General features: G+C 59.5%; 18 protein-coding genes. 10 read left to right on the forward strand and 8 right to left on the reverse strand.

Translation table 11 applies throughout. From position 1 onward, the window contains the following. Positions 1–32 precede the first annotated feature (32 nt). Positions 33–2,825 (reverse strand): sugar transferase, encoded by a 2,793-nt coding sequence (locus B9Z44_RS08715; protein ID WP_108402204.1) that lies wholly within the window; start codon positions 2,823–2,825, stop codon positions 33–35. Next, positions 2,822–3,844: a UDP-glucose 4-epimerase GalE gene (gene galE / locus B9Z44_RS08720; protein WP_108402205.1), complete on the reverse strand. Its 1,023-nt coding sequence runs from the start codon at positions 3,842–3,844 to the stop codon at positions 2,822–2,824. The genes B9Z44_RS08715 and galE overlap by 4 nt, the downstream gene beginning before the upstream one ends. Before the next feature lie 135 nt (positions 3,845–3,979). Here galE and B9Z44_RS08725 point away from each other — a divergent pair, with 135 nt between their 5' ends. Genes B9Z44_RS08725 through B9Z44_RS08760 form a run of 8 tightly spaced genes read left to right on the forward strand, consistent with a single transcriptional unit; the run spans position 3,980 to position 11,224 of the window. Then, the gene (locus B9Z44_RS08725; RefSeq protein WP_108402206.1) at positions 3,980–4,834 is read left to right on the forward strand and encodes a hypothetical protein; all 855 of its coding nucleotides are present in this window, start codon (positions 3,980–3,982) and stop codon (positions 4,832–4,834) included. Positions 4,835–4,867: 33 nt separating this feature from the next. Further along, on the forward strand, positions 4,868–5,740 hold the full coding sequence (argB, locus tag B9Z44_RS08730) for an acetylglutamate kinase (RefSeq protein ID WP_108359865.1): 873 nt from the start codon (positions 4,868–4,870) through the stop codon (positions 5,738–5,740). A 15-nt stretch (positions 5,741–5,755) separates the two neighbouring features. Continuing rightward, positions 5,756–6,394 carry a nucleoid occlusion factor SlmA gene (gene slmA / locus B9Z44_RS08735; protein WP_108402207.1) on the forward strand — a complete coding sequence of 213 codons (639 nt, stop codon included), beginning with the start codon at positions 5,756–5,758 and terminating at the stop codon, positions 6,392–6,394. A gap of 22 nt (positions 6,395–6,416) precedes the next feature. Next, positions 6,417–7,280 carry a fumarylacetoacetate hydrolase family protein gene (locus B9Z44_RS08740; RefSeq protein WP_108402208.1) on the forward strand — a complete coding sequence of 288 codons (864 nt, stop codon included), beginning with the start codon at positions 6,417–6,419 and terminating at the stop codon, positions 7,278–7,280. Then, entirely contained in the window at positions 7,277–8,731 is a 1,455-nt protein-coding gene (locus B9Z44_RS08745) for a UbiA family prenyltransferase (protein WP_108402209.1), read from the forward strand. Before B9Z44_RS08740 ends, B9Z44_RS08745 begins: the two co-directional genes overlap by 4 nt. Then, positions 8,728–9,141, forward strand: coding sequence for a GtrA family protein (locus tag B9Z44_RS08750; RefSeq protein ID WP_108402210.1), 414 nt, complete (start codon positions 8,728–8,730; stop codon positions 9,139–9,141). The genes B9Z44_RS08745 and B9Z44_RS08750 overlap by 4 nt, the downstream gene beginning before the upstream one ends. Continuing rightward, positions 9,138–10,478 carry an FAD-binding oxidoreductase gene (locus B9Z44_RS08755; protein ID WP_108402211.1) on the forward strand — a complete coding sequence of 447 codons (1,341 nt, stop codon included), beginning with the start codon at positions 9,138–9,140 and terminating at the stop codon, positions 10,476–10,478. The genes B9Z44_RS08750 and B9Z44_RS08755 overlap by 4 nt, the downstream gene beginning before the upstream one ends. 2 nt (positions 10,479–10,480) lie before the next feature. Then, a complete protein-coding gene (locus B9Z44_RS08760) occupies positions 10,481–11,224 on the forward strand; it encodes an SDR family NAD(P)-dependent oxidoreductase (protein ID WP_108402212.1) in 744 nt (247 codons plus the stop codon). Between the two features lie 361 nt (positions 11,225–11,585). Here the strand turns inward: B9Z44_RS08760 and ttcA are convergent, their stop codons facing one another. The 4 genes from ttcA to B9Z44_RS08780 are packed head-to-tail and all read right to left on the reverse strand — an operon-like array spanning position 11,586 to position 14,047. After that, positions 11,586–12,497 carry a tRNA 2-thiocytidine(32) synthetase TtcA gene (ttcA, locus tag B9Z44_RS08765; RefSeq protein ID WP_245912793.1) on the reverse strand — a complete coding sequence of 304 codons (912 nt, stop codon included), beginning with the start codon at positions 12,495–12,497 and terminating at the stop codon, positions 11,586–11,588. A gap of 2 nt (positions 12,498–12,499) precedes the next feature. Next, the gene (locus B9Z44_RS08770; RefSeq protein WP_108359857.1) at positions 12,500–12,868 is read right to left on the reverse strand and encodes a dihydroneopterin aldolase; all 369 of its coding nucleotides are present in this window, start codon (positions 12,866–12,868) and stop codon (positions 12,500–12,502) included. A 1-nt stretch (position 12,869) separates the two neighbouring features. After that, positions 12,870–13,259, reverse strand: coding sequence for a dihydroneopterin aldolase (locus B9Z44_RS08775; RefSeq protein WP_108359856.1), 390 nt, complete (start codon positions 13,257–13,259; stop codon positions 12,870–12,872). Continuing rightward, on the reverse strand, positions 13,256–14,047 hold the full coding sequence (locus B9Z44_RS08780) for an SDR family oxidoreductase (RefSeq protein ID WP_108359855.1): 792 nt from the start codon (positions 14,045–14,047) through the stop codon (positions 13,256–13,258). The genes B9Z44_RS08775 and B9Z44_RS08780 overlap by 4 nt, the downstream gene beginning before the upstream one ends. Before the next feature lie 68 nt (positions 14,048–14,115). Between B9Z44_RS08780 and B9Z44_RS08785 the strand changes: the two genes are divergently transcribed. Both B9Z44_RS08785 and B9Z44_RS08790 read left to right on the forward strand, forming a co-directional pair. Beyond that, entirely contained in the window at positions 14,116–15,312 is a 1,197-nt protein-coding gene (locus B9Z44_RS08785) for a class I SAM-dependent methyltransferase (RefSeq protein WP_108402214.1), read from the forward strand. A 9-nt stretch (positions 15,313–15,321) separates the two neighbouring features. After that, positions 15,322–15,516, forward strand: a complete 195-nt coding sequence (locus tag B9Z44_RS08790; protein ID WP_108359853.1) for a DUF2905 domain-containing protein — start codon at positions 15,322–15,324, stop codon at positions 15,514–15,516. Between the two features lie 123 nt (positions 15,517–15,639). Here the strand turns inward: B9Z44_RS08790 and B9Z44_RS08795 are convergent, their stop codons facing one another. Beyond that, positions 15,640–16,866: a multifunctional CCA addition/repair protein gene (locus tag B9Z44_RS08795; RefSeq protein ID WP_108402215.1), complete on the reverse strand. Its 1,227-nt coding sequence runs from the start codon at positions 16,864–16,866 to the stop codon at positions 15,640–15,642. After that, a complete protein-coding gene (locus B9Z44_RS08800; protein ID WP_108402216.1) occupies positions 16,866–17,780 on the reverse strand; it encodes a complex I NDUFA9 subunit family protein in 915 nt (304 codons plus the stop codon). Before B9Z44_RS08800 ends, B9Z44_RS08795 begins: the two co-directional genes overlap by 1 nt. Positions 17,781–17,810 lie beyond the last annotated feature (30 nt).

Below are 17,810 nucleotides of genomic sequence, written 5' to 3' on the forward strand. Positions count from 1 at the left end.
TTGGGCGCGTATGGAGAACAGCTTGGCGTTATTTAGCGTGCGCCAAAACCCGTGCACACGGTCTTGACGGTTTTGGCGGCAATGAGCAAATCGAGCGCGAGCGAATAGTGCGCCACGTAATACAAGTCGTAGCTGAGTTTGATGCGCGTGGTGTCGGCGCTGTCGGCGTAGCCTTGTTGCACTTGCGCCCAGCCGGTGAGGCCAGGCCGCACGAGGTGGCGATAGGGGTAGCTGGGAATGGTGGCTGCAAAGTCGCGCACAAAAGCGGTTTGCTCGGGGCGTGGGCCAATGAGGCTCATGTGGCCCATGAGCACATTGAAGAGCTGCGGCAGTTCGTCTAAACGGCTGCGGCGCAACACGCGGCCCATGCGGGTGATGCGCGGGTCATCGGCTTGCGCAAAGTGCACGCCGGGGGCTTGCAAGCCGTGCACCATGCTGCGGAATTTCCACAGCGTGAACACTTGGCCATCGCGGCCCACGCGGGGCTGCGAATAAAGCGCGGGGCCTTTGGAATCAAAACGCACAGCCAGTGCCACGCCTGCGGCGAGTGGCAACCACAGGGGCGCGAGTGCAATGACGGTGGCCACATCCAACAAACGTTTGGCGCGGTCATAGCTCGGGTCGTTGTCGATTTCCCACAGCGAGTCAGCGGCAGTGGGCAGCATCTTGCGGCCGCTGGTCAGTTCTGCTACGGCTTCGACGCTGTACAGGCGCAGGTGTTGCATCTTGAGTTCGCCCAACAAACGCGTGCGCTCGTCGCTGCTGCGCACATGGCGGTCCAGCACCACGCCGTCGCAGGCGGGCAGGGGCGTGTCGCTGTTGGGGGCCCATGCGATGAGCTGCACGGCTTGTGGGTCTAGCGTGTTGGGGTTGAGGCATGCGGCCAGTTGGGCTGGCACGTTGGCGTCGAGGTGCACCAAGCGCAAAGCGCGGTGCTTGACATGGCGGCGATAGCCCCACCACAGCCACAGCGTGGTGGCGGCATAGGCCCACACCACTGCGGCGCGTGAATACGGCTGTTGCAACAGCGCAAAACCGAGTGGTGTAAACACAAACGGCGCGGTGGTGGACACCCACAACACACCGCTGCGCTCGGCCACGGGCAGGTGCGAGGCACGCATCAGCAAATGCGTGGCCACGGCATAGGGCAGCACGCACCACCACAGCGTTTCGCCAAACTGGTAGGTCATGAGGCCCGCGTCTTCCAACAGCTGTGCCGCCATGAAGCTAGGCACCAACATCCACACGCCCCACAAGGCCCAGCGTTGCAGGGCATCACGGCGGCGCACCGAGGCAGACACCAAACCTGCGCTGTTGTGCGTGCGGGTGGCTGCGTCAGCGGTGAGTTGTGTGGCTGTTGTGGTTTCTTGCGTGCATTGGCGATACACCTCCAACACGCGCTCGGCCATGGGCTCGGCGGCAAAGCAGTCTTCAAATTTTTGTTGCGCTGCACGGCCCAAGCGCTTGCACATGTGCGGGTCACGCACGAGTTGCAAAAGTTTCTCGGCCACAGCCTCAGGCGTGTTGGCCACCAAGATGCCGTCTTGGTAGGCGTTGATTTGCTCGCGAATGCCAGGCAGGCTGCTGGCCAGCACGCACAGGCCCGCACGCATGGCTTCGAGCACGGTGATGGGCATGCCTTCGTGGTCGGACAGCAGTACAAACACCTGGTGTTGTGCGAGTAGTTCGCTCACATGGCTCACGTCGCCTGCCCAGGTGATGTTTTTGAGGTTCAGCGCTTTGGCTTGTGCGCGCAGCTGTGCCTGCAGCGGGCCATCGCCTGCCAGTGTGACGGGCAGCTCGTGGCCCAAGACGTTGCGCACTTTGGCCAAGGCTTGCAGCAGCAGGTCGTGGCGTTTGGGGCTTTTCATGCGCGCCACCATGATGAGGCGCGGCAAGGTGGATGGGGGGTGTGCGGGGGCCGCGTTTGTGTCGGCGGTGTCGTCTTGCGTCTTGGTTTCAGGCGCAGGTAAACGTGCAATGCCGTTGGCAATGATGTGCACGCGCTCAGGCGCAATGGCCAAGTCAAAGGCCAGCTCACGTTCGTATTTGGACACACAAATCATCTGCGTGGTCCAGCGTGCCAGCAAACGTTCGGCCAAGGCCGATGCGGTGCGGCGCACCAGCGGCACTTCGGGTTTGAAGCCAAAGCCGTGCACGGTGTACACCGCCGGCACCCCTGAAGAATGCGCGGGCACATGTGCGCGTTTGGCCGCGATGCGGGCCACCACGCCGCCAATGGCGCTGTGGCCATGCACGAGGTCGGGCTTGTGGGTGTTGATCAGTTCGGTCAGCTGTTGCAGCGCAGGCCAAAGCTTGAGCGGGTTGAGCGACTCCACCATGTCGGGCATGGGGCACACGGTGATGCCCATCGCGCTGAGTTCGCGGCCCAGCACCGATTCGTCCACCGGCCCGCCAATCACCACCGTGAATTGCACGCGTGTTTGCAACGCTTGGCACAAGTCCCGCACGTGCGATTGCGCGCCACCGGCTTCGCCTTTGGTGATGACGAGCATCACATGCGGCATTTGCGCTGCAACTTGCGAGGCGGCCATGTCTAGGTTGGCCCATGGGCTGTTGCGGCGGCGTTGGGGTTCGACCAGGCCAGCCAAATGCAGCGTGGTTTCGACATGCACGCCTGGGTCGACCACTGGCTCAGGCGTTGGCGCTTGAGCTGCATCGTTTGATGTGTCTGGTGCGGGCTCTGCCACCTTGCGCTTGGCGCGAGGTTTTTTAGGTGCCGCCGCAGCCGGCAATGTCGCAGGTTCGTAGGCGGGCGGGAAGTCGTCAAACAGGGACAGCGTGCCGTCGTCTTGGTTTTTCATAAGGGGGTGTCAAAACCTTGTGGGTTCATGGACTGCCAGCGCCATGCGTCGGCGCACATGCGATCTAGGTCAAGCAAGGTTTCCCAATTGAGCAAGGCTTTGGCTTGGCGTGGGTCGGCCAAGCACTGAGCCACATCGCCGGGACGGCGGGGCACCACTTGGTGGGGAATGGGCACGCCGTTGACGCGGGCAAAGGTGTCCACCATGTCTTGCACGCTCACGCCACGGCCTGTGCCGAGGTTGACGGTTAAGAGTTTGGGCTCGTTCAAGGCACGCAGGGCGGCCAAATGACCCGCAGCCAAATCGCTCACATGCAGGTAGTCGCGCACGCCGGTGCCATCGGGTGTGTCGTAGTCGTTGCCAAAAATTTGCAAATGCGCACGCTGGCCCAAGGCCACTTGCGTGATGTAAGGCATAAGGTTGTTGGGGATGCCGTTGGGCGCTTCGCCCAGCAAGCCGCTTTCGTGCGCGCCCACGGGGTTGAAGTAGCGCAGGATGGCGATGCGCCAGCGCGGGTCAGCGGCGTGCAGTTCGCGCAGCGCGTCTTCGCACATGAGCTTGGTGCGGCCATAGGGGTTGGTGGCGGTGAGGGCGGCGGTCTCGGGAATGGGCACGCTGACTGGGTCGCCATACACGGTGGCCGACGAGCTAAACACGATGCGGCGCACGTTGGCGCGGTCCATGGCTTGCAGCAGGTTGAGGGTGCCGCTGACGTTGTTCTCGAGGTAGCGCAGGGGTTGTGCCACCGACTCGCCCACGGCCTTGAGGCCCGCAAAGTGGATGACGCCTGCAAATTGGTAGCGCGCAAACAACGTATCTAAAGCTGCGCTGTCGCGGATGTCAGCCTGTACAAATTCGATCGGGCTGGCGTTGAGGCGGGCCAAGCGGTCCAGCACTTTGGCGCTGGAATTGCACAAATTGTCCAAAATGACCACGGGCTGGCCCGCCTCAGCGAGGGCGACCACGGTGTGCGAGCCAATGAAGCCAGTTCCGCCGGTAATCAAAATGGGATGTGTCATGTCAGCAATTCTTAGAAGTTTTGTGATTATCCCCTGCAGGCATGCGGTCTCAGCCCTAAAATAAATGCAGCTTGTGGGCGGGCACAGTTAGCACGCTCAGAAGCTGTTTTCTATCTTCTTACCTTTAGTACTTTCATGAAACGCACACATTCCTCTCACGCTGCAGCGCACGCAGGCGCTGAATCTTGCATTGCCCTCATCGACGCCCGTTTTTTGGCGTGGTTGCAAGGCCAAACCGACACCGCACAAGACCACGTGCGCCCACAGCTGCACCAGTTGCTCAGCAACGCCATGGCCCACAACGGCTTGGAGCTGAACCTGCGCCGCATTTATTGGTACAGCGACACCCCCGATGACCAAGCGATTGGCGGCCAAGTCAGCCGTGCCGTGCTGTCGCACAGCCAAGACGGCGGTTTGTCGATGTTGCGCACCTTGGGCGCAGACCTGAAACGTTTGGCCGAACGCGGCGCATGCGAGCACCTGTTGGTGGGCAGCGACGACGAGCGATTGATCAGCCTGATTGACGAAGCCCAGTTGCACGGTGTGTCTGTGCATTTGCTGGCTGACGAAGCCTCACGCAACATGACGCAGCTCAACCGCGAAGACCCAGGTTGGGCGCGTTTGCTGTCGCAAGCCGACCAACGCGTGGTGTTGGGCGCACAAGCCATGCGCGAAGGCGGTTCACGCCACGCCAGCTCGATGCACGCTGTGCCACAAATTGACCCCGAGCAGTTGCGCGAGCAGCTCAACACCGTCATCAACACCTGGTGGGCCGATGAGCCCGAAGACCTGCGTGAAGAGCTGCGCGAAGAGCTGCAAAACACACGTGGTATTCCACAAGAGGTGGACCGCCAGTTGCTGTTGGGTGTGCGCCGCGTGTTGGAGCGTGCTTTGAGTTTCCAAGAGAAAAAACTGTTGCGCGAAATGGTGCGCGACCTGGTGCTTGGCCCACAAGCTGCACACGCTTCTGCGACAGACCACGCAGAGTAAACAACGCTTAGTAAACACACGGAGTTGCACCCCATGAGCGATTTTTCTCCCGCCGACATCCTGGCCCAGGCACTGCCTTACATCCGCAAGTTCCACGGCAAAACCTTGGTCATCAAATACGGCGGCAACGCCATGACTGACCCCGCGTTGCAAAAAGCATTTGCCGAAGACGTGGTGTTGCTCAAGCTCGTGGGCATGAACCCCGTGGTGGTCCACGGCGGTGGCCCGCAAATTGAAGGCTTGCTGCAACGCTTGGGCAAGAAGGGCGAGTTCATCGAAGGCATGCGCGTGACCGACGCCGAAACCATGGAAGTGGTGGAGTGGGTGTTGGGTGGTGAAGTGCAGCAAGACATCGTGGGCCTCATCAACCAAGCGGGCGGCAAAGCCGTGGGCTTGACCGGCCGCGACGGCGCCATGATTCGCGCCAAGAAACTCACGGTGCACGACAGCAAAGACCCCAGCAAAGAATACGACGTGGGACAGGTGGGCGACATCGTCAGCATCGACCCCAGCGTGGTGAAAGCCTTGCAAGACGATGCGTTCATTCCCGTGGTGAGCCCCATTGGTTTTGGCGAAAACAACGAGAGCTACAACATCAACGCCGACGTGGTGGCGGCCAAGCTGGCCACGGTGCTGAGCGCTGAAAAACTGTTGATGCTCACCAACATCCGCGGTGTGCTGGACAAAGCGGGCGAACTGCTGACCGAGCTGACACCCCGTCGCATTGACGAGCTGATCGCCGACGGCACCATCAGCGGCGGCATGATCCCTAAGATTGCGGGCGCCTTGGATGCCGCCAAGAGCGGCGTGAATGCGGTGCACATCATTGACGGCCGCGTGCCACACGCCATGCTGCTGGAAGTCTTGACCGAGCAAGCGTTCGGCACCATGATCCGTTCGCACTAACTTCACTTGCACGCCATGTCTGACAACGCCTTGCCCGACGACGCAGCTTCCGACCGCGAGGAGCCCAAGGTTCGCCAACGCATGAAGCCAGGCCAACGGCGTGAGCAAATTTTGCAAACGCTGGCGGGCATGCTGGAGCGGCCAGGCACTGAGCGCATCACCACGGCGCTGCTGGCCGCCAAGCTGGAGGTGAGCGAGGCTGCGTTGTATCGCCACTTCGCCAGCAAGGCTCAGATGTTTGAAGGCTTGATTGATTTCATCGAGCACAGCCTGTTCAGCCTGATCAACCAAATTGCCGAGCGCGAAGGCGATGGCGCACACAAGGCCGCCCGCATGGTGACGGTGCTGTTGCAGTTTGGCGAAAAAAACCCAGGCATGACCCGCGTGATGGTGGGTGATGCCTTGGTGTTTGAAAACGAGCGCTTGCACCAGCGCATGAACCAATTGTTTGAGCGCATTGAGTCGGCTCTGCGCCAAGTGCTGCGTGCCGCGGCAGAGGCCAACCAATCGGCCTCGCCCACCGCCGACGCGCAAGTGCGCGCTGCGGCGTTGCTGGCGTTCGCCTTGGGGCAGTTGCAGCGCTTTGCGCGCTCTGGATTTAAGCGTTCACCGATGGACCATTTGGATGCATCGCTGGCGTTGATGTGTCGTTGATTTAATTTTTGAAAGGCTATTCATGAAACTCGTGCGTTACGGCAAACCCGGCAAAGAAAAACCAGGCCTCATTGATGCCGCAGGCAAGCTGCGCGACTTGAGCCAAGTCATCGCAGACGTGACGCCCGAGCAACTGAGTGACAAAGCCCTCGCCAAGTTGGCCAAGCTCAACACAGACAAGCTGCCCTTGGTCAAAGGCAAGCCCCGCATGGGCTGCCCAGTGGCGAACGTGGGCAAGTTTTTGGCCATTGGCCTGAACTACGCCGACCATGCTGCCGAAGCTGGCATGCCCATCCCCAAAGAACCCATCGTGTTCACCAAGGCCATCAGCTGCATCCAAGGCCCGAATGACGATGTGATGTTGCCCAAAGGCTCGGTCAAATCTGACTGGGAAGTGGAGCTGGGAATCGTCATTGGCACCGAGGCACGCCATGTGTCGCAAAAGGCAGCGTTTGACTACGTGGCGGGCTATTGCCTGATCAACGACGTGAGCGAACGCGAATACCAACTCGAGCGCGGCGGCACATGGGACAAGGGCAAGGGTTGCGACACCTTCGGCCCCATCGGTCCTTGGCTGGTCACGCGTGACGAAGTGGCCAACCCACAAAAGCTCAACATGTGGCTAGACCTCAATGGTGTGCGCATGCAAACCGGCAACACCAAAACCATGATTTTTGGCGTGGCCAAAATCGTGAGCTACCTCAGCCAATTCGTGACGCTCAAACCTGGCGACGTGATTTGCACAGGCACCCCTCCCGGCGTGGGCATGGGGGTTAAGAAAGATGGCAAGCCAGCGCCTGTGTATTTGAAGCGCGGCGATGTGATGACCCTTGGTATCGAAGGCTTGGGCGAGCAGCACCAAAAAGTGGTGGCCTTCAAAGCATGAGCGGTACGTTGCACGCGTTAAGTCGGCCGCTGGTGGTCGACCTAGATGGCACTCTGATTCGCACCGACTTGTTGGTGGAGAGTGCCAGCCAGTTTTTGATTCAGCATCCGTTCCAGTGCTTCAAGCCTCTGCTGTGGCTTTTGCGCGGCAAGGCAGTGCTGAAAACCGAGCTGGCCCATCGCGTGCAACTGGATGCTTCGGCCCTGCCCTACAACCCCGACTTGTTAGATTGGCTGCGTGCGGAAAAGCAGAGTGGCCGCCGCTTGGTGTTGGCCACGGCCAGCCACCGCGTGTTGGCCGAACAAGTGGCGCAGCACCTGCATTTGTTTGACGAGGTGCTGGCCACAGAGGGTGATACCAACCTCAAGTCCACCGCCAAAGCAAACGCTTTGGTGGCGCGTTTTGGCGAATCTGGCTTTGATTACGTGGGCAACGACTGGCCCGACCTGCAGGTGTGGGCCAAAGCGCACACCGCCCATGTGGTGGATGCTTCGGCATCGCTGCTGAGCCGCGCGCAAGCACAAGGCCATGTGGGCCAAGTGTTTGACAGCGGTCTGCCGCCGTCTTGGCAGGCCATGCTCAAAGCCATGCGCTTGCACCAGTGGATGAAAAACCTTTTGGTGTTTGTGCCGCTCATGGCGGCCCACCAATACGCAGATGCGCCACGCGATGTGTTGGCCCTGATGGCGTTTGTGGTGTTCAGCCTGACCGCATCGAGCGTGTATTTGTTGAATGACTTGGTCGACGTGCAAGATGACCGCCACCATCTGCGCAAGCGCCATCGTCCATTTGCCTCGGGGGCGTTGAACCTGGTCACAGGGTGGATGGCGTGGCCGTTGTTGCTGCTGGTCGCGGTGGTGTTGTCGGCGCTGTTCATGCCCGTGTTGTTCTCGGTTAGCTTGGGCGTTTACTTTGTGTTGACGGTGGCGTACTCGCTGCACCTCAAACAATTGGCTGTGGTCGATGTGTTGACCTTGGCGGCCCTTTACACCTTGCGCATCATTGCGGGGGCGGCAGCCATTGATGTGGCGGTGTCGTTTTGGCTGTTGCTGTTTTCGATGTTCATCTTCTTGAGCTTGGCGCTGATCAAACGTTACAGCGAACTCAAAGTGGCGCGCGAGGCGGGCAAGACAGGCGCTTTGCGTGGTCGCGGCTACGAGCCGGACGACTTAGAGCTGGTGTCTAGCTTGGGCGGCAGCGCAGGTTTTATTGCGGTGTTGGTGCTGGCGCTGTACATCCAAGATGGACAGGCCGCGCACTTGTATGCCACGCCGCAACTCATTTGGTTGGCTTGTCCGGTGATGCTGTTTTGGATTTCACGTGCCTGGCTCATTGCCCATCGTGGCCGCATGCATGACGACCCGATTGTGTTTGCCCTCAAAGACAAAGTCAGCTGGGGCGTGGGTGCGTTCATGGTGGCGGTGTTGGCCTTGGCGCGCGTGTTGTCATGAAAACGGCTGCGCGCATCGCGCTGGTGTACGCACTGGTGTCAGCTTTTGCCACGGTGGCCAACATTGGCACGCAAGCCGCATCCATGTGGGTGTACAGCGGTGCGTATGCCATTGAGCTGTCGGTGTTGGCGGGGACGGCCATGGGGTTTCCCATCAAATACGTGCTTGAGAAAAAACACGTGTTCGACTTCAAGGCCGACAACCTTGGCCATGACACCCGCTTGTTCATCCTTTACGGTTTCATGGGCGTGTTCACCACGGCCATTTTCTGGGGCATCGAGTTTGCGTTTCATCACCTCTTTGGCACAGACGCCATGCGCTATTTGGGTGGTGCGATTGGCTTGACCTTGGGGTCGTACATCAAGTACCACCTCGACAAGCGCTTTGTGTTCAAGCAGGCGTTGGCATGAAGCCCGTCAGCGCCTGGGGCCGTTTGTCGAACGACTTGCACGATGTGCACGTGCTGACCGACCGCGCGCATGTGGCTCCCGTGTTGGCCGCGCATCGGCCTGGTTTGGCCTTTGGCAATGGCCGCAGTTATGGCGATGTCTGCCTGAATCCCCATGGCCACTTGTGGCACACCACAGGGCTGAATAAATTCATGGCGTTTGACGACGCCACGGGCCGTTTGGTGTGCGAAGCGGGTGTGTTGCTGCGCGACATTCAACGCCTGTTTGTGCCACGCGGTTGGATGCTGCCCGTCACACCTGGCACGCAACTCATCACGGTTGGTGGTGCGATTGCGAATGATGTGCATGGCAAGAATCACCACGCGGTTGGGTCGTTTGGAGACCATGTGTTGGGCGTGTCTTTGGCGCGCACCACGGGCGAGGTGTTGTCGCTGGATTGGACCCAGACGCCCGCGTTGATGAGCGCCACGCTCGGGGGCTTGGGGCTCACCGGGGTGATCGTCACGGCAGAGCTGCAGTTGCGTCGTGTGGGCAGCCCATGGCTGCGCACCGAAACCTTGCCTTACCAAGGCTTGACCGAGTTCTTTGAATTGGCCGATGCGTCGGAGCACGATTGGGAGCACACGGTTTCGTGGATTGATTGTTTGGCTGGGCAAACCGCACGGGGCATTTTCATGCGTGCCAACCCCATGAGCGCGCCACAAGCGGCAGCGATGCCGTCACTCAAGGCGGTGCTGGCCGCACATCAACAGAAAACACAAAGCCAACCCTTGCGCATGCCGTTTGTGCCGCCGCTGTCGTTGGTGAATGGCTTGTCACTCAAACCGTTCAACATGGCTTACTACGAGCTGCAAAAACTCAAAAGTGGTTTTGACGTGGCGCACTATGAGCCCTTTTCGTATCCGCTGGACAACTTGCAGGACTGGAACCGCATGTATGGCCCGCGTGGGTTTTACCAATACCAAAGTGTGGTGCCTCGCGAGGGCGGGCAGCTTGCTGTGCAGGCCATGCTCGATGCCATTGCTGCGTCTGGCGAGGGGTCTTTCTTGGCCGTGCTCAAAACCTTTGGCAACCGAGAAGCCAAAGGCATGTTGAGTTTTCCAGAGCCTGGCGTGACGTTGGCGCTGGACTTTCCCAACCGCGGCCAGCGCACCTTGCAATTGATGGATCGACTCGATGCCATCGTGCGCGAGGCGAAAGGCCGCTTGTACATGGCCAAAGATGCGCGCATGCCGCGCGATTTGTTTGAAGCCGGTTATCCGCGCTTGTCTGAATTTGCGGCGCACCGTGACGCGGGCATTAGCTCTGCCATGTCGCGCCGTTTGATGGGAGTTTAAGAATGCAACACATCGTCATCATTGGCGCCACGTCGGCCATGGCCGAACACTGCGCACGTCTGTGGGTGCAAGCCGCCCCTGTGCGCCTGACCCTCGTGGGCCGCGACGAAGCGCGCACCCGCCGAGTGGCCGACGACCTGCGCGTGCGCAGCCCACAGTCCGATGTGCACGTGATGACGTCTGATTTTGTCGATGCGGCAGCCATTCAGCGCACCGTGAGCCACATCGTCAACCAAGCCGCCGTGGACGTGGTGTTGATCGCCCATGGCGTGTTGTCAGGCCAAGGCACTTGCCAAGATGATCTGCTGGCTTGCGATGCAGCCTTGCAAGTCAACGGCGTGTCACCCGTGTTGTTTGCCGAAGCCTTTGCCAAGCCCATGGTGGCCACCAACCACGGCACGATTGCCATCATTGGTTCGGTGGCGGGTGACCGTGGTCGTAAAACCAACTATGTGTACGGCGCCGCCAAAGGCTTGGTGTCGCGTTACGCGCAGGGCATGCAGCACCGTTTGGCGCAGACGAATGTCAAAGTTGTGCTGATCAAGCCGGGCCCGACAGACACGCCCATGACCAGCGACCTCAAAGCCAAGGGGCAAAAAATGGCTTCGGTGGAGGTGGTTGCGCAAGACATCGTCAAGGGCATCGCTTCTGGTAAGCCGGTGGTTTACACGCCGGGCATTTGGCAGGTCATCATGTTGGTGGTGATGCACTTGCCACGGTTTGTGTTTAACAAGCTCAATATTTAGCTGTCGACATTTGTCGCTGACTTTTTCTTTGGCACGGGCGCGTTGCGAGCATAGGGTGCGGCGGCTTCCTCATGCTGGGGTACCAGAAATCGTCAGCCGCCACACCCTATGCTCGCAACGCTTTGGGTGCTTGCTACAACAGCTATGGCCCGCCCCAGAGCTGCATCGCGTGTCATGCCATTCCATCAGTAACAACTGTGCATGCGTGAAACTAGACAAGCGAAGCAACGTCGGACGCAGACTTCGGGGAGGGGCTGAGGGCAGGTGACGATTTCTGGTACTCCAGCATGAGGAACCTGCCCTCAGCCCCTCTCCGAAGCGAGCTCAGAAAAAACAGAGCTCAACAAAAAAGCGCAAGGATTTAAAGCGACACCACCTGCATCCCAGGCAACGAAGCCATAGGAAACTCTTCATGGTCAAACGCCTTGTCGCCATCTTCCGAAGCCACCCCCGTGGTCACCAACGATTTGAAATCAAACTTGGTGTGGTCCATCAAATGCGAAGGCACCACGTTTTGCATGGCTGCAAACATGTTCTCAATGCGGCCTGGAAACTTCTTCTCCCACTCTCGCAGCATCTCGCCCACCACTTGACGCTGCAAGCCGTCTTGGCTACCGCATAAGGTGCAAGGAATGATGGGGAATTGGCGCACTTTGGACCAACGCTCTAAGTCTTTCTCGGCCACGTAGGCCAAGGGGCGAATGACCATGTGGTCGCCGCCGTCGCTCACCAGTTTTGGGGGCATGGCTTTGAGCTTGCCGCCGAAAAACATGTTCAAGAAGAAGGTTTGCAAGATGTCGTCGCGGTGGTGGCCCAACGCGATTTTGTTGCAACCCAACTCGCCCGCCACACGGTACAAAATGCCGCGACGCAAGCGCGAGCACAGGCTGCACATGGTTTTGCCTTCGGCAATTTTGTCTTTGACGATGGAGTACGTGTCTTGCGTTTCGATGCGGAACTTCACACCCACTTGAGCCAAATACTTGGGCAACACATCGGCAGGGAAGCCGGGTTGCTTTTGGTCGAGGTTGACCGCAATCAATTCAAAGCTGATGGGCGCGCGCTTCTGCATCATCAGCAAGATGTCGAGCATGGCGTAGCTGTCTTTGCCACCCGACATGCAGACCATGATCTTGTCGCCTTCTTCGATCATGTTGTAGTCCACGATGGCTTGGCCGACTTGGCGGCACAGGCGTTTTTCGAGCTTGTGGTTTTCGTGCTCGATTTTGATTTGCTTGGGGTCTTTGTTGAGGTCTTTTTCAGCGGTCGTCATAGTCACCATTGTCCTGTTTCCATGCGAATGGCCACTTCGCAGTCTTCAAAAATTTCGAGCTTGGCGATTTTTACGCGCACGCCCAGCACGCCCGGCAGTTGCATGAGGCGGTGGGCGAGTTTGCCGATCAGCGTTTCGAGCAAGTTGACGTGCTCAGCCGTGCATTCGGTGATGATGATTTGGCGCACCTTGCGGTAGTCCAACACATGGCAAATGTCATCGTCGTGCGGCAGCAGGGGTTGTGTGCCAAGGTTCAACTCAGCGTCGACCTGAATGGGCTGCGGATCAATTTTCTCGTGCTCCAAGATGCCCAAGTTCGCATCAAAGCGCAAGCCGGTGAGGTTCAAAATTTGTGTGCCTTTGCTCGCCATGTCACAGCACTCCTGGTTTGGCGCGGAACACTTCCACACCTACCGCTTCGCAGTCGGGGTAGACGTCGGGCTTGCGGGTGGACACGCGCGCAGCCATCACGCCGGTGTGTTCGAGCAAGTGCGTGAGGATGTCGTCACACAAGGTTTCTTGCAGGTTGATGTGGCCTTGTGCAATGCGGGTGTGCACCACGGCGCGCACGAAGTCGTAGTCCACCACTTCGTCGATGCGATCGTCTTTGGGGCTGGTGCCCGCGAATGACACGTACAAATCCACATCAATGACGATGCGCTGTGCGGCTTGAAGTTCGTGGTCGTGAATGCCAATATTGGCTTGCACGGTGAGGCCGCGCAAAAACAAGCGGCGGCAGTTCAGTAAAAGTTGGTCGTTCATGATTTAAAAAGCTCCTCGACCACAAACATCACATCACGTGCGAGTGGTACCAAGTGTTGACCGTTGTCCACGCGCACGGTGGTGCCGGTGATGCTGGCGTTGCCCGCCAAAAACACCACGCTGTTGGCCACGTCGGCAGGGTTGATGGGTTGGCGTAGCAAGTTGGCTTGCGCGGCACGGTTGAAGTTGTCTTGGGTTTGTGGCCCGCTCAGGTACATCAGGCCAGGGGCCACAGCGTTCACGCGCAAGGTGGGCGCGAGCGACTGGGCTTGCAAGCTGACCGCGCGCTCCAGTGCAAGCTTGGACAACGTGTACGAAAAATAATCGGGGTTGAGGTTGAACACTTTTTGGTCCAACACGTGAATGACGCTGGGTTTGGCGTGTCCGTTGAATGTGCCTTCGTTGGCGTGCAACGCCGCCAGCCACTTCCCAAAGCGCATGGGCGCCATCAGGTTGACCTTGATTTGCGCCAAGGCCTGTGCCTCGTCAAAGTCGGCGCCTTCATCCGGCACAAACAACGACGCGTTGTTCACCACGCACTGCAGCGCTGTGCCGGTGATGGCCACGGTGGTGTCAAAAATGCTTTGGCAGCTGGCTTCGTCTTCTAAGTCGCCTTGCACGGTCAAGGCGTCTACGCCCAAGGTGCGTAGCTCGACACACAGGGCATGGGCCTCGGCGTCTGAGCGGTTGTAATGGCAGGCCACATTCCACCCCGCACGTGCAAAGGCGAGGCCGATTTCGCGGCCTAAGCGAACGCTGCCGCCAGTGATGAGTGCCCAAGAGCGCATGGTGTGAGGTGCCTGTGGTGGAAGTGAGGTGTGGAAGCCGGTGTGGGTCGAGTTACGATCTGCACCCAATGACGATCCCCCAATTATCCAACGACCCGGGCCAACAGGCTTTGTACACCCTGATTCAGCGCAGTATTGCCAATGCGGGCGGCTGGCTGGGCTTTGACCGTTTCATGGCTCTGGCCCTGTACGCCCCCGGCATGGGCTATTACGCCAACAGTCTGCGTAAATTTGGCCTCACGCCGGAGAGTGGCAGCGACTTTGCCACCGCGCCCGAAATGTCCAAGCACTTTGGGCGCACGCTGGCCCACCAAGTGGCCGAAGCCTTGCAAGTCACGGGCACCGACGAGGTGTGGGAATTTGGCGCTGGTTCTGGCGCCTTGGCCCTGCAGCTGCTGGATAACTTGGGTGATCGCGTGAAGCGCTACACCATCGTTGATTTGTCGGGCAGCTTGCGCGCGCGCCAACAAGACACCCTCAAAGCCCATGCGCACAAAGTGCAATGGGTTGATGCGCTGCCCGAGCAACTGAGCGGCGTGGTGGTGGGCAACGAGGTGCTAGACGCCATGCCCGTGCAACTGCTGGTACGCAAGAGCGGTGTATGGCACGAGCGTGGCGTGGTGTGGAACGCAGACGCGTTGAGCCAGCGCCAAGCGGGCGTGTCCCCGTCGGACAGCGAAGCTTCTGCGAACGCGGCCAGCGCTTCGCCGTTGCAATGGGAAGACCGTGTGACCGATTTGCGTCCACCCATGGAAGTGCCAGGCGAGCACGATTACTTGACCGAAATTCACAGCCAAGCCGAGGCCTTTGTGGCCACCTTGGCCGACCGTTTCAAAGCGGGCGAAGCAGCGACAGGCAAGGGCGGCGCAGCATTCCTCATCGACTACGGATTCCCCGAGGGCGAATACTTCCACCCCCAACGCAGCATGGGCACACTGATGTGCCACCAGTTTCACAAGTCAGACACAGACCCATTGGTGGATGTGGGCCGCAAAGACATCACCGCGCACGTGAACTTCACGGGCGTGGCGCTGGCTGCACAAGACGCCGGTTTGAATGTGTTGGGCTATACCAGTCAAGCCCACTTCCTCATCAACTGTGGCTTGCTGCCTCCGTTAGTGGATGCGCCGCTGGACGAAAAGAGCATGGCCCAAAAACTCATCACCGAGCACGAAATGGGCGAGCTGTTCAAAGTGGTGGCCTTGGGCACCACCGAGTGGGAGCCCATGGGCTTTGCGCAAGGTGACCGCACCTACGCGCTGTAAGTTGCCGACATGACCCGCTGGCTGATCGTTGTTTTCTTGGCGTTGTTGCTGATCAACGCTGTCACGCCTTGGCTGCAAAAGCTGGGCTTTGGGCGCTTGCCTGGGGATATTCGGTTCAAGCTTTTTGGGCGCGAGATATTTATTCCTCTTGCGTCTACTGTCATCCTCAGCCTTGTATGTGCTGGGATTTCTAAGGTTTTGTAGCGGGTTAACTCCCCTTCGATGTCAAGCGGTGTGGGGTGTACCTGCTCTGCTCCGCCGTCGCTTCGCGCCTAATGTCGCTGCCGCAGGCACACCCCACACCGCTTGACGCGCGAGTCGGTTGGTTTAGACAGAAAGCGCAGCAGAAATAGCCGCCAACCGCGCCGCATCCAACCGCGCCCCCACAGCCGGCCCTTTGAGACCTTCTTGCAAAGCCAGCGCGCTGACAGATGCGCTGTCCACCGACTGAGCCGCTTTCAACAACAACGCCAAGCGAGGCCCTTGCGCATAAGCCTCATCCTCTTTACCCAATCGCCCACGCGCATCACATTCACAGGCCTGCAAAGCCAATAAAAACCGTTCCGGCCTACGCAGCGCATCGCAACGCACCAGCAAGCGCAATACCGCCTCTGCACCAAAGCCCAAGCTTTGATGGATGTTGCCGTGTTCACGCGCCACCAGCTCAGCCAGTTCTTTGCATTCCACGGGTACGCGCCAACGGGTGCATAACGCACGGGTGAGTTTTTCGCTGCGCTGTTCGTGGCCAATGTGGCGCGGCAGCACATCGGCGGGGGTGGTGCCTTTGCCGAGGTCGTGGCACAGGCAGGCAAACCGCACCTCCAGCGAGGTGTTCATTCGGGCAGAAGCGTCCAGCACCATCTCAAGGTGAATGCCGGTGTCAATTTCAGGGTGGTATTCGGCGCGTTGCGGCACGCCGTAGAGCTTGCCGACTTCGGGCAGCAGGCGTTGCAAGGCGCCGCATTCGCGCAGCACTTGCAACATGCGTGACGGTTTGGCGCCCATCAGGCCGCGTGACAGCTCTTGCCACACGCGCTCGCTGACCAAGGCGTCGACTTCGCCGTCACTCACCATGTCGCGCATGAGCGCCATGGTTTCAGTAGCCACGGTGAAGTCGGGGAAGCGTGCGGCAAAGCGGGCCAGGCGCAGGATGCGCACGGGGTCTTCGCGGAAGGCGTCGGTCACGTGGCGCAGCACTTTGGCGGCGATGTCGCGCTCGCCGCCGTAGGGGTCGGTGCGTTGGCCGTGTTCGTCTTGGGCGATGGCGTTGATGGTCAGGTCACGTCGGGCCAGGTCTTCTTCTAGCGTCACGTCGGGTGATGCATGCACGGCAAAGCCGTGATAGCCGCGTGCGGTTTTGCGTTCGGTGCGGGCGAGGGCGTATTCCTCGTGCGTGTTGGGGTGCAAGAACACCGGAAAGTCACGGCCCACGGGTTGGTAGCCTTGCGCCACCAGCGCCTCGGGCGTGCCGCCCACCACCACCCAGTCGCGGTCTGATCCTGCGTGGCCCATCAGGGCATCGCGCACGGCACCGCCGACCAAGTAGGTTTTCATCAATGACCCGCCACAAACAACCGTTTGATCGACTTGGGTTCCGCAATGCCCAAGGCATGCAAACCTTGCGCATGTCCGCTGGCGATGTTGTTGACCTTCATCGAGTCGAGGTTGTCTCGGCTCATCAGCGGTTTGCCCGGCGCCCACTCCATGAGCAGCGCTTGCAACCAACCCATGGCGTAAGGCAGCGAGATGACGGGGCGTTGCTTGCCCACCCAGTGGCCAGCCAGTTGCACCAGTTCGGTCAGCGTCAAGATGTCGGGGCCGCACAGCTCAAACACTTGGCCTTCGGTGCTCGATGTGTTCACGCAATGCACGATGGCCTGCGCCACGTCATGCACCCACACGGGCTGAAAGCGCGTGTGTGCGCCCGCCAGTGGCATGACTGGAAATACTTTTTGCAACTTGGCAAACAGATTGATGAACTGGTCGTCTTTGCCAAAGATGACGCTGGGGCGCAGCAGCGTTAAGCCCAGCGGCGCTTTTTCGGCTGCCGATAACAGCGCCAATTCACCGCGCGCTTTGCTGCGTTGGTACATCGATGGACCGTGCACATCCGCGCCCAAAGCACTCACATGAATCAGCCGCGTGACGTTTTCGGCATGACAGGCGCGCGCCAAATTGGTAGGCAAAGTGACATGGGCATGCGTGAATTCTTCTTCTGTACCGTGCAGGATGGCGATGAGGTTGATCACCACATCATGGCCATGCACCAAGGCTTGCAGCTGTTTGGCGTCGTGCACATCGGCTTGCACCACGGACACGCCAGGCATCATTTGGATATGACGCGCAGGCAGGCGGCGCGTCGGGACGGTAATTTGGTGGTGTTGCAGACTCAAGCGTGAGCACACATGACGGCCCACAAAGCCGCTGCCGCCCAGCACCAAAATTTTCTTGACTGTGGTTTGTTGCATGTTTGAACTGTAGTGCGAATGAAAAACCTG

The sequence above is a fragment of the Limnohabitans curvus genome (assembly GCF_003063475.1).
GTDB lineage: Bacteria > Pseudomonadota > Gammaproteobacteria > Burkholderiales > Burkholderiaceae_C > Limnohabitans > Limnohabitans curvus.

Excerpts from the sequence above, each read along its gene's own strand:
- B9Z44_RS08715 (WP_108402204.1), bottom strand. The coding sequence starts at position 2,825 with ATGAAAAACCAAGACGACGGCACGCTGTCCCTGTTTGACGACTTCCCG.
- galE (WP_108402205.1), bottom strand. The coding sequence starts at position 3,844 with ATGACACATCCCATTTTGATTACCGGCGGAACTGGCTTCATTGGCTCG.
- B9Z44_RS08725 (WP_108402206.1), top strand. The coding sequence starts at position 3,980 with ATGAAACGCACACATTCCTCTCACGCTGCAGCGCACGCAGGCGCTGAA.
- argB (WP_108359865.1), top strand. The coding sequence starts at position 4,868 with ATGAGCGATTTTTCTCCCGCCGACATCCTGGCCCAGGCACTGCCTTAC.
- slmA (WP_108402207.1), top strand. The coding sequence starts at position 5,756 with ATGTCTGACAACGCCTTGCCCGACGACGCAGCTTCCGACCGCGAGGAG.
- B9Z44_RS08740 (WP_108402208.1), top strand. The coding sequence starts at position 6,417 with ATGAAACTCGTGCGTTACGGCAAACCCGGCAAAGAAAAACCAGGCCTC.
- B9Z44_RS08745 (WP_108402209.1), top strand. The coding sequence starts at position 7,277 with ATGAGCGGTACGTTGCACGCGTTAAGTCGGCCGCTGGTGGTCGACCTA.
- B9Z44_RS08750 (WP_108402210.1), top strand. The coding sequence starts at position 8,728 with ATGAAAACGGCTGCGCGCATCGCGCTGGTGTACGCACTGGTGTCAGCT.
- B9Z44_RS08755 (WP_108402211.1), top strand. The coding sequence starts at position 9,138 with ATGAAGCCCGTCAGCGCCTGGGGCCGTTTGTCGAACGACTTGCACGAT.
- B9Z44_RS08760 (WP_108402212.1), top strand. The coding sequence starts at position 10,481 with ATGCAACACATCGTCATCATTGGCGCCACGTCGGCCATGGCCGAACAC.
- ttcA (WP_245912793.1), bottom strand. The coding sequence starts at position 12,497 with ATGACGACCGCTGAAAAAGACCTCAACAAAGACCCCAAGCAAATCAAA.
- B9Z44_RS08770 (WP_108359857.1), bottom strand. The coding sequence starts at position 12,868 with ATGGCGAGCAAAGGCACACAAATTTTGAACCTCACCGGCTTGCGCTTT.
- B9Z44_RS08775 (WP_108359856.1), bottom strand. The coding sequence starts at position 13,259 with ATGAACGACCAACTTTTACTGAACTGCCGCCGCTTGTTTTTGCGCGGC.
- B9Z44_RS08780 (WP_108359855.1), bottom strand. The coding sequence starts at position 14,047 with ATGCGCTCTTGGGCACTCATCACTGGCGGCAGCGTTCGCTTAGGCCGC.
- B9Z44_RS08785 (WP_108402214.1), top strand. The coding sequence starts at position 14,116 with ATGACGATCCCCCAATTATCCAACGACCCGGGCCAACAGGCTTTGTAC.
- B9Z44_RS08790 (WP_108359853.1), top strand. The coding sequence starts at position 15,322 with ATGACCCGCTGGCTGATCGTTGTTTTCTTGGCGTTGTTGCTGATCAAC.
- B9Z44_RS08795 (WP_108402215.1), bottom strand. The coding sequence starts at position 16,866 with ATGAAAACCTACTTGGTCGGCGGTGCCGTGCGCGATGCCCTGATGGGC.
- B9Z44_RS08800 (WP_108402216.1), bottom strand. The coding sequence starts at position 17,780 with ATGCAACAAACCACAGTCAAGAAAATTTTGGTGCTGGGCGGCAGCGGC.